This is a genomic window from Pseudomonas sp. GW822-FHT02G04 (assembly GCF_058802085.1).
Genome location: NZ_JBXANU010000024.1, coordinates 95,912 through 105,903 on the forward strand (window position 1 = coordinate 95,912; position 9,992 = coordinate 105,903).

Genomic DNA, 9,992 nt, shown 5'->3' on the forward strand with positions numbered 1-9,992 from the left:
TAACCCGCATATAGACAAGGTGAAAACTCTCTAATGGCCGATTGGCAGTCCCTCGATCCCGAGGCCGCTCGTGAAGCGGAAAAATATGAAAACCCTATTCCTAGCCGCGAACTGATCCTTCAGCACCTTGCTGATCGAGGTTCGCCTGCTAACCGCGAGCAACTGGTCGAAGAGTTTGGTCTGACCACAGAAGACCAGATCGAAGCCCTGCGCCGCCGCCTGCGCGCCATGGAGCGCGACGCTCAACTGATCTATACCCGTCGCGGCACTTATGCGCCGGTGGACAAGCTTGACCTGATCCTGGGCCGCATCAGCGGTCACCGTGACGGTTTCGGCTTCCTGGTCCCGGACGACGGCAGTGACGACCTGTTCATGAGCCCGGCGCAAATGCGCCTGGTGTTCGACGGCGACCGTGCCCTGGCCCGTGTTTCCGGCCTCGACCGTCGGGGTCGCCGCGAAGGCATGATTGTCGAAGTGGTGTCCCGTGCCCACGAGAGCATCGTCGGTCGTTACTTCGAAGAGGGCGGTATCGGTTTCGTCGTCGCGGACAATCCGAAGATCCAGCAAGAAGTGCTGGTGACGCCAGGTCGCAACGCCAACGCGCAGATCGGTCAGTTCGTCGAAGTGAAGATCACTCACTGGCCGACGCCACGCTTCCAGCCGCAAGGCGACGTGGTCGAGGTCGTGGGCAACTACATGGCGCCGGGCATGGAAATCGATGTTGCCCTGCGCACCTACGATATTCCGCACGTCTGGCCTGAAGCGGTCTTGAAAGAAGCCGCCAAGCTCAAGCCTGAAGTCGAAGAGAAAGACAAAGAGAAGCGCATCGACTTGCGTCATCTGCCGTTCGTGACCATCGACGGCGAAGATGCGCGTGACTTCGATGACGCGGTCTACTGCGAAGCCAAGCCGGGCAAGCTGCGCCTGTTCTCCGGTGGCTGGAAGTTGTACGTGGCGATCGCTGACGTTTCCAGCTATGTGAAAATCGGTTCGGCGCTGGATAACGAGTCCCAGGTTCGTGGCAACTCGGTGTACTTCCCTGAGCGCGTGGTGCCGATGCTGCCTGAGCAGCTGTCCAACGGCCTGTGCTCGCTGAACCCGCACGTCGATCGCCTGGCCATGGTTTGCGAGATGACTATCTCCAAATCCGGCGAGATGACCGACTACTGCTTCTACGAAGCGGTGATTCACTCCCATGCCCGCCTGACCTACAACAAGGTCAGCACCATGCTGGAGACGCCGAAAGTCACCGAAGCGCGTCAGCTGCGTGGTGAATACACCAACGTTCTGCCGCACCTCAAGCAGCTGTACTCGCTGTACAAGGTTCTGCTGGCGGCCCGTCACGTGCGTGGCGCGATCGATTTCGAAACCCAGGAAACCCGGATCATCTTCGGCTCCGAGCGCAAGATTGCCGAAATCCGTCCGACCGTTCGCAACGATGCTCACAAGCTGATTGAAGAATGCATGCTGGCGGCCAACGTGGCCACCGCCGAATTCCTGAAAAAGCACGAAATTCCTGCGTTGTATCGCGTCCACGACGGTCCGCCACCGGAGCGTCTGGAAAAACTGCGCGCCTTCCTCGGCGAGCTCGGCCTGTCCCTGCACAAAGGCAAGGACGGCCTGTCGCCGAAGGATTACCAGGCTTTGCTCGCGGGCATCAAGGATCGTCCGGATTTCCACCTGATCCAGACCGTCATGCTGCGCTCGTTGAGCCAAGCGGTGTACAGCGCCGATAACCAGGGCCACTTCGGCCTGAATTACGAAGCCTATACCCACTTCACTTCGCCGATTCGCCGCTACCCGGACTTGCTCACGCACCGGGCGATTCGCAGCGTCATCCATTCGAAAATGGACACCCCGCACGTTCGCCGTGCTGGCGCGATGACCATTCCGAAAGCGCGGATCTATCCGTACGACGAAGCGATCCTGGAGCAGCTCGGCGAGCAGTGCTCGATGAGCGAGCGCCGTGCCGACGAAGCGACCCGCGACGTAGTGAACTGGCTCAAGTGCGAGTTCATGAAAGACCGCGTGGGCGAATCGTTCCCGGGTGTGATCACCGCCGTGACCGGTTTCGGCCTGTTCGTCGAACTCACCGATATTTATGTCGAAGGCCTGGTGCACGTCACCGCGCTGCCGGGCGACTACTACCACTTCGATCCTGTACACCACCGCCTCGCCGGTGAGCGTACCGGTCGTAGCTTCCGCCTGGGCGACACCGTTGAAGTGCGCGTGATGCGCGTCGACCTCGATGAGCGCAAGATCGACTTCGAGATGGCCGAAAAAACCATCAGCGCGCCGATCGGTCGCAAAAAGCGCGGCACTGAAACCACGGTGCCTGCTGCCGCTGCTACAAAATCGGCTGCCGAGCCGGCACTGGCCAAAGCCGGGCGTCGTCCTGCCAAGGAAAAGGCCGTCGAGGCCTATCGTCCGAGCGATGCCGCGGCAAAAAATGCCGAGTTGCGCAAAAGTCGTGAAATGAAACAGGCATTGCTGTCTGAAGCGAAAAGCGGCGGTAAAGCGGCGTCTGGGGGAAAGACCGGGCGGTCGGCGCCTGACAAGGCCTCCGGCGGCAAGCCAGCCAAACCGAGCAAACACCGTAAAGGCCCGCCAAAAGCGGGTTCCGCTCCAGCTGCCAGAAGCGGCGGGGCGCGTAAACCTAAGGCCAAGTCATGAGTCAGTTGGAAAAGATCTACGGCGTGCACGCGGTAGAAGCGTTGCTGCGTCACCATCCAAAACGCGTCAAGCAGATCTGGCTGGCTGAAGGCCGCAGCGATCCGCGCGTTCAGACGCTGATCGAACTCGCTGCCGAAAATCGCGTGGCCGTCGGTCAGGCTGAGCGCCGTGAGCTGGATGCCTGGGTTGAAGGCGTGCACCAGGGCGTGGTGGCGGACGTGAGCCCGAGCCAGGTCTGGGGCGAGGCGATGCTCGACGAGCTGCTCGATCGCACCGAAGGCGCACCGTTGCTGCTGGTGCTCGACGGCGTGACCGATCCGCACAACCTCGGCGCTTGCCTGCGTTCGGCCGATGCGGCCGGCGCGCTGGCGGTGATCGTGCCGAAGGACAAATCAGCCACGCTGACCCCGACGGTTCGAAAAGTTGCCTGTGGCGCGGCGGAAGTGATTCCGTTGGTCGCCGTGACCAACCTGGCGCGCACTCTGGAAAAACTCAAGCAGCGCGGCTTGTGGGTCGTCGGTACGGCGGGCGAGGCTGAGCAGGATCTGTATCAACAGGACCTGACGGGCCCGACCATCCTGATCATGGGTGCCGAAGGTAGCGGCATGCGCCGCCTGACTCGCGACCTTTGCGACTATCTGGTACGCCTGCCGATGGCCGGCAGCGTCAGCAGCCTCAACGTGTCCGTCGCCACCGGCGTCTGCCTGTTCGAAGCGCTGCGCCAGCGTGGCGTCAAAGCCGCCGGGATCGCCAAAAAGTCCTGACACTCCTTTGCAGGAGCCGCCGCAGGCGGCTCCTGCAAGTGTCCGGCTTTCCAGTCGAAGTGATTGTTCAAATAATCACCAATTGCCTTGCACCTCCCTCGACCCTTCTCTACAATTGCGCCCCTTGCTGTGACGGCAGGCACGCATGTGTCTATCGCAAGCAAGTCCATAAGTGTCATTCACTCCTTGTCTGACCGCTTTTGAGCGGCAGGCTACAACCCGTAAGGAGCATTCATGCGTCATTACGAAATCATCTTTTTGGTCCACCCGGATCAAAGCGAGCAAGTCGGCGGCATGGTTGAGCGTTACACCAAGCTGATCGAAGAAGACGGCGGCAAAATCCACCGTCTGGAAGATTGGGGCCGTCGTCAACTGGCCTACGCAATCAACAATGTTCACAAGGCTCACTACGTGATGCTGAACGTTGAGTGCACTGGCAAGGCCCTGGCCGAGCTGGAAGACAACTTCCGCTACAACGATGCAGTGATCCGTAACCTGGTCATCCGTCGCGAAGAAGCCGTTACCGGCCAATCCGAGATGCTCAAGGCTGAAGAAAACCGCAGTGAGCGCCGTGAGCGTCGCGACCGTCCTGAGCACTCCGACGCTGAAGGCGTTGACAGTGATGACAGCGACAACAGCGATAACGCTGACGAGTAATCCACGGACCTTTTGAGGAGCCTATTACATGGCACGTTTCTTCCGTCGTCGTAAATTCTGCCGCTTCACCGCTGAAGACGTGAAAGAGATCGATTACAAAGATCTCAACACTCTGAAAGCTTACGTATCCGAGACCGGCAAAATCGTTCCAAGCCGCATCACCGGTACCAAAGCACGTTATCAGCGTCAGCTGGCCACCGCTATCAAGCGCGCCCGCTTCCTGGCCCTGCTGGCCTACACCGACAGCCACGGCCGCTGAGACCGGGCAGTCGACACGTAGCAAAGGATTGAATGCATGCGCGCCTTAGCTGAGTTCATCATGCGCGGCCGTATGCAGGCCACTCTGGTAGTGGCCGGATGCGCAACATTGCCGTTGTTGTATTGGTTGGGTGCTGCCGCTGGATGCCTTGTGCTCCTGCGGCGCGGATTGAAGGACGCCGTTGGCGTACTTGCTCTGGGACTGCTGCCGGCGTTGATCTGGTGGCTTTTCTTCGACGACCCACGGGCACTTCTGGTGCTGCTGGGGTCTTCGAGCCTTGCGTTGGTTTTGCGCGCAAGCGAGTCCTGGAACCGCGTGTTGCTGGTCAGCATAGCGATGGGATTGGTGTTTTCAGTGGTGCTGGGGGCGGCTTTTGCGCCCCAGATCGAGATGCTGGCGCAGGCTTTGATAAAAGTCATGCCGTCGCTACTCGGTGAGGTCTACCAGCAATTGTCGGTAGACGAGCAAGCGCGCTTTGCGTCCCTGATTGCACCGGTCCTGACCGGCCTGATTGCGGCCTTGTTGCAAATCGTCAGTGTGCTGAGCCTGATTGTCGGGCGCTACTGGCAGGCGTTGTTGTACAACCCGGGTGGTTTTGGTCGCGAGTTTCGCGCCATCCGAATCCCGCTGGGACCGGCGATGTTGCTGCTGGCGTTAATGCTTCTGGGGCCAAATCTTGGCCCGCAGATGGCCATGTTGACGCCGTTGTGCAGCGTACCGCTGGTGTTCGCCGGGCTGGCCCTGATTCACGGGCTGGTGGCGCAAAAGCGACTGGCCAGGTTCTGGCTGGTGGGGTTGTACGTCACGCTGTTGCTGTTCATGCAGCTGATCTATCCGTTGCTGGTGGTTTTGGCCATCGTCGACAGCCTGATTGATTTTCGCGGTCGTTCGGCACCGAAAGATGCCGATAGCGCGAACGGTGAAGGTTAAAAGTTAAGAGGATTTTCACATGCAACTGATCCTTCTGGAAAAAGTCACCAACCTGGGCAACCTGGGTGACAAAGTGAACGTTAAGGCTGGTTACGGTCGTAACTACCTGCTGCCATACGGCAAAGCTACCGCTGCGACCCCAGCCAACCTGGCTGCGTTCGAAGAGCGTCGCGCTGAGCTGGAAAAAGCCGCAGCAGACCGTAAAGCATCGGCTGAAAGCCGCGCCGCCCAACTGGCTGAGCTGGAAGTGACTATCACTGCCACCGCCGGTGACGAAGGCAAGCTGTTCGGTTCGATCGGCACCCACGACATCGCTGATGCACTGACCGCCTCTGGCGTTGAAGTTGCAAAAAGCGAAGTTCGTCTGCCGAACGGCACTATCCGCAACGTAGGCGAATTCGACGTAGCCGTGCACCTGCACGCCGAAGTTGAAGCCACCGTACGCGTTGTCGTGGTAGCAGCTTAAGCAGCACTTGTCGGCTGGCACCCTCGGGTGCTTGCCGGTAACATCGGGCACGATCCTGTTTACAGGTCGTGCCCTTTGTCTTTCTGCAGTTCCTGATTTTCACAACTCCTGCTTTTCCTGAATAAACCAAGTGGCCATGAACGATATCTCCGCTCCCGAGCAATACGATCTGCAAACCGCTGCCCTGAAGGTGCCGCCGCATTCCATCGAGGCCGAACAGGCCGTGCTCGGTGGTCTGATGCTGGACAACAACGCCTGGGAGCGCGTGCTCGATCAAGTCTCCGACGGCGATTTCTATCGGCATGACCACCGCCTGATCTTCCGGGCCATCGCCAAGCTGGCGGACCAGAACCAGCCGATCGACGTCGTGACCCTGGCCGAGCAATTGGACAAGGAAGGTCAGACGTCCCAGGTCGGCGGTCTCGGTTACCTTGGCGAACTGGCAAAAAACACGCCGTCCGTCGCCAACATCAAGGCCTATGCCCAGATCGTTCGCGAGCGGGCTACCCTGCGCCAACTGATCGGCATCAGTACCGAAATCGCCGACAGCGCTTTCAACCCTGAAGGTCGCACAGCCGCCGAGATTCTCGACGAGGCTGAACGGCAGATCTTCCAGATCGCCGAGGCCCGTCCGAAAACCGGCGGCCCGGTCAGCGTCAACGACCTGTTGACCAAGGCCATCGACCGCATCGACACCTTGTTCAACACCGACAACGCCATCACCGGCTTGTCTACCGGCTACACCGACCTCGACGAGAAGACCAGCGGCCTGCAACCGTCCGACCTGATCATCGTCGCCGGTCGTCCGTCCATGGGTAAAACCACCTTTGCGATGAACCTGGTGGAAAACGCCGTGCTGCGCAGCGAGAAGGCTGTCCTGGTTTACTCCCTCGAGATGCCAGGCGAATCGCTGATCATGCGTATGCTGTCGTCCCTCGGTCGAATCGACCAGACCAAGGTCCGGGCCGGTCGCCTGGAAGACGACGACTGGCCGCGCCTGACGTCGGCGGTCAACCTGCTCAACGATCGCAAGCTGTTCATCGACGATACGGCCGGTATCAGCCCGTCGGAGATGCGCGCCCGGACCCGTCGTCTGGTGCGTGAGCACGGTGAGATCGGCCTGATCATGATCGACTACCTGCAACTGATGCAGATCCCGGGTTCCAGCGGTGATAACCGGACCAACGAGATTTCCGAGATCTCCCGGTCCCTGAAAGCCCTGGCCAAGGAATTCAACTGCCCGGTGGTGGCACTGTCCCAGCTCAACCGTTCCCTGGAACAGCGCCCGAACAAGCGTCCGGTGAACTCCGACTTGCGGGAATCGGGAGCGATCGAGCAGGACGCCGACGTGATCATGTTCGTTTACCGGGACGAGGTGTATCACCCGGAAACCGAACACAAAGGCATTGCCGAAATCATCATCGGCAAGCAGCGGAACGGCCCGATCGGCTTTATCCGCCTGGCCTTCATCGGCAAATACACCCGATTTGAAAACCTGGCGCCGGGTAGCTACAACTTCGACGACGATGAGTAACTGTGGCGAGGGCTTCTGTGGTGAGGGGGCTTGTCGGAACGCCGCACCGCCCCGTTCGGCTGCGAAGCAGTCGTAAGTTCTGAATACACAGTCTCGCCAAATGAATGCTGGGGCCGCTTCGCAGCCCAACGGGGGCAAGCCCCCTCGCCACAAGGGTTATATGTAGCCCCGGGATTTTTGCGAAAACAGCTCCACCGATTTCCGACCATAGCCGTCGGAATTGGTCAAAATTTGTGCTATATTCCGCGCCCGCGAAATTCAATGAAAGCCAACACCGGTTATCGACATGCAAGCAGCCAAGCCGTTATTTGACTATCCAAAGTACTGGGCCGAATGTTTCGGGCCAGCGCCATTCCTGCCGATGAGCAGGGAGGAGATGGATCAGCTCGGCTGGGATTCCTGCGACATCATCATCGTCACCGGTGATGCCTACGTCGACCATCCGTCGTTCGGCATGGCGATCATCGGCCGGCTGCTGGAGGCCCAGGGCTTCCGCGTCGGGATCATTGCGCAGCCGAACTGGCAGTCCAAAGACGATTTCATGAAGCTTGGCGAGCCGAACCTGTTTTTCGGTGTCGCGGCCGGCAACATGGACTCGATGATCAACCGCTACACCGCCGACAAGAAAATCCGTTCCGACGACGCCTACACCCCCGGTGGCCTGGCGGGCAAACGTCCGGACCGCGCGAGTCTGGTTTACAGCCAGCGCTGCAAGGAAGCCTACAAGCACGTACCGATTGTGCTCGGCGGCATCGAAGCCTCCCTGCGCCGCATCGCCCACTACGATTACTGGCAGGATCGGGTGCGCAACTCGATCCTGATCGACGCCTGCGCCGACATCCTGCTCTACGGCAACGCCGAGCGTGCGATCGTCGAAGTCGCCCAGCGCCTGTCCTATGGTCACAAGATCGAAGACATCACCGATGTGCGCGGCACCGCGTTCATTCGCCGTGATACGCCGCAAGGCTGGTACGAAGTCGACTCCACGCGCATCGACCGTCCGGGCAAGATCGACAAGATCATCAACCCGTACGTGAACACCCAGGACACCCAGGCCTGCGCCATCGAACAGGAAAAAGGTCCGGTCGAGGATCCGAGCGAAGCCAAGGTCGTACAGATCCTGGCCAGCCCGAAAATGACCCGCGACAAGACCGTGATTCGTCTGCCGTCGGTGGAAAAGGTCCGTGGCGATGCGGTTCTCTATGCTCACGCCAACCGCGTGCTTCACCTGGAAACCAACCCGGGCAACGCCCGTGCTCTGGTGCAAAAGCACGGCGAGGTAGACGTCTGGTTCAACCCGCCGCCGATTCCGATGACAACCGAAGAGATGGACTACGTGTTCGGCATGCCTTACGCGCGCGTTCCGCACCCGGCGTACGGCAAGGAAAAGATCCCGGCCTACGAGATGATCCGTTTCTCGGTGAACATCATGCGTGGCTGCTTTGGTGGCTGCACCTTCTGCTCGATCACCGAGCACGAAGGCCGGATCATCCAGAACCGTTCCGAAGAGTCGATCATTCGCGAAATCGAAGAGATCCGCGACAAGGTCCCGGGCTTCACCGGCGTCATTTCCGACCTCGGCGGCCCGACCGCGAACATGTACCGCATCGCCTGCAAGACCCCGGAAATCGAATCCGCGTGCCGCAAGCCTTCATGCGTGTTCCCTGGCATTTGCCCGAATCTGAACACCGATCACTCGTCGCTGATCCAGCTCTATCGCAGCGCCCGTGCCTTGCCGGGTGTTAAGAAGATCCTGATCGCCTCCGGCCTGCGCTACGATCTCGCGGTCGAGTCGCCGGAGTACGTCAAGGAGCTGGTGACCCACCACGTCGGTGGTTACCTGAAGATCGCCCCGGAACACACCGAGGAAGGTCCGCTCAACCAGATGATGAAACCGGGCATCGGCAGCTATGACAAGTTCAAGCGCATGTTCGAGAAGTACACCAAGGAAGCCGGGAAAGAGCAGTACCTGATTCCGTACTTCATCGCCGCTCACCCGGGCACCACCGACGAAGACATGATGAACCTGGCCCTGTGGCTCAAGGGTAATGGTTTCCGTGCCGACCAGGTGCAGGCGTTCTACCCGTCGCCGATGGCCACCGCTACCGCGATGTACCACTCGGGCAAGAACCCGCTGCGCAAGGTCACTTACAAGAGCGACGGCGTGACCATCGTCAAGAGCGAAGAGCAGCGTCGCCTGCACAAAGCGTTCTTGCGTTATCACGACCCGAAAGGCTGGCCGATGCTGCGTGAAGCGCTGACCCGCATGGGCCGCGCCGACCTGATCGGGCCGGGCAAGAACCAGTTGATCCCGTTGCATCAGCCCGCGACCGATAGCTACCAGAGTGCCCGTCGCAAGAACTCGACGCCGGCTGGCAGCCACAAAGTGGCCAAGGAAACGACCACCAAGATCCTGACCCAGCACACCGGCCTGCCACCGCGTGCCAGCGATGGCGGCAACCCGTGGGACAAGCGTGAACAGGCCAAGGCGGCGGCATTCGCCCGCAACCAGCAGGCAGCCAAGGAGCGCAAGGACGCGGCTAAAGGCAAGGGGCCGAAGCCTGCGCGCAAGCCGGTTGTACCGCGCTAAACCTCGCTTGAGCTGAACAGAACGCCAACCTTCGGGTTGGCGTGATCGTTCCCACGCTCCGCGTGGGAATGCCTCAAGGGACGCTCCGCGTCCAGTGACGCGGAGCGTCACGGGCTGCA

General features: G+C 60.1%; 8 protein-coding genes. All 8 read left to right on the forward strand.

Annotated elements, in window-relative coordinates; genetic code table 11:
* The first annotated feature begins 33 nt into the window (after nt 1–33).
* The 8 genes from rnr to AC1RO5_RS24630 all read left to right on the forward strand — a co-directional run bounded on the left by rnr (nt 34) and on the right by AC1RO5_RS24630 (nt 9,873).
* Nucleotides 34–2,673, forward strand: a complete 2,640-nt coding sequence (rnr, locus tag AC1RO5_RS24595) for a ribonuclease R (RefSeq protein WP_493178124.1) — start codon at nt 34–36, stop codon at nt 2,671–2,673.
* Nucleotides 2,670–3,437, forward strand: a complete 768-nt coding sequence (gene rlmB, locus AC1RO5_RS24600; RefSeq protein WP_493178126.1) for a 23S rRNA (guanosine(2251)-2'-O)-methyltransferase RlmB — start codon at nt 2,670–2,672, stop codon at nt 3,435–3,437. Before rnr ends, rlmB begins: the two co-directional genes overlap by 4 nt.
* Nucleotides 3,438–3,671: 234 nt before the next feature.
* A complete protein-coding gene (gene rpsF, locus AC1RO5_RS24605; protein WP_007939579.1) occupies nt 3,672–4,094 on the forward strand; it encodes a 30S ribosomal protein S6 in 423 nt (140 codons plus the stop codon).
* A 28-nt stretch (nt 4,095–4,122) separates the two neighbouring features.
* Complete coding sequence (rpsR, locus tag AC1RO5_RS24610; protein ID WP_002551829.1) at nt 4,123–4,353, forward strand: 30S ribosomal protein S18; 231 nt, start codon at nt 4,123–4,125, stop codon at nt 4,351–4,353.
* Nucleotides 4,354–4,389: 36 nt separating this feature from the next.
* Nucleotides 4,390–5,283, forward strand: a complete 894-nt coding sequence (locus AC1RO5_RS24615) for a hypothetical protein (RefSeq protein ID WP_493178127.1) — start codon at nt 4,390–4,392, stop codon at nt 5,281–5,283.
* Between the two features lie 19 nt (nt 5,284–5,302).
* Nucleotides 5,303–5,749, forward strand: a complete 447-nt coding sequence (gene rplI / locus AC1RO5_RS24620) for a 50S ribosomal protein L9 (RefSeq protein ID WP_007939577.1) — start codon at nt 5,303–5,305, stop codon at nt 5,747–5,749.
* Nucleotides 5,750–5,885: 136 nt separating this feature from the next.
* On the forward strand, nt 5,886–7,283 hold the full coding sequence (gene dnaB, locus AC1RO5_RS24625; protein ID WP_253417023.1) for a replicative DNA helicase: 1,398 nt from the start codon (nt 5,886–5,888) through the stop codon (nt 7,281–7,283).
* Nucleotides 7,284–7,569: 286 nt separating this feature from the next.
* The gene (locus AC1RO5_RS24630; protein WP_493178130.1) at nt 7,570–9,873 is read left to right on the forward strand and encodes a YgiQ family radical SAM protein; all 2,304 of its coding nucleotides are present in this window, start codon (nt 7,570–7,572) and stop codon (nt 9,871–9,873) included.
* The last annotated feature ends 119 nt before the right edge of the window (nt 9,874–9,992 follow it).

What these genes read in the sequence shown, in the direction of transcription:
- rnr (WP_493178124.1), top strand. Translation starts at nt 34, where the DNA reads ATGGCCGATTGGCAGTCCCTCGATCCCGAGGCCGCTCGTGAAGCGGAA.
- rlmB (WP_493178126.1), top strand. Translation starts at nt 2,670, where the DNA reads ATGAGTCAGTTGGAAAAGATCTACGGCGTGCACGCGGTAGAAGCGTTG.
- rpsF (WP_007939579.1), top strand. Translation starts at nt 3,672, where the DNA reads ATGCGTCATTACGAAATCATCTTTTTGGTCCACCCGGATCAAAGCGAG.
- rpsR (WP_002551829.1), top strand. Translation starts at nt 4,123, where the DNA reads ATGGCACGTTTCTTCCGTCGTCGTAAATTCTGCCGCTTCACCGCTGAA.
- AC1RO5_RS24615 (WP_493178127.1), top strand. Translation starts at nt 4,390, where the DNA reads ATGCGCGCCTTAGCTGAGTTCATCATGCGCGGCCGTATGCAGGCCACT.
- rplI (WP_007939577.1), top strand. Translation starts at nt 5,303, where the DNA reads ATGCAACTGATCCTTCTGGAAAAAGTCACCAACCTGGGCAACCTGGGT.
- dnaB (WP_253417023.1), top strand. Translation starts at nt 5,886, where the DNA reads ATGAACGATATCTCCGCTCCCGAGCAATACGATCTGCAAACCGCTGCC.
- AC1RO5_RS24630 (WP_493178130.1), top strand. Translation starts at nt 7,570, where the DNA reads ATGCAAGCAGCCAAGCCGTTATTTGACTATCCAAAGTACTGGGCCGAA.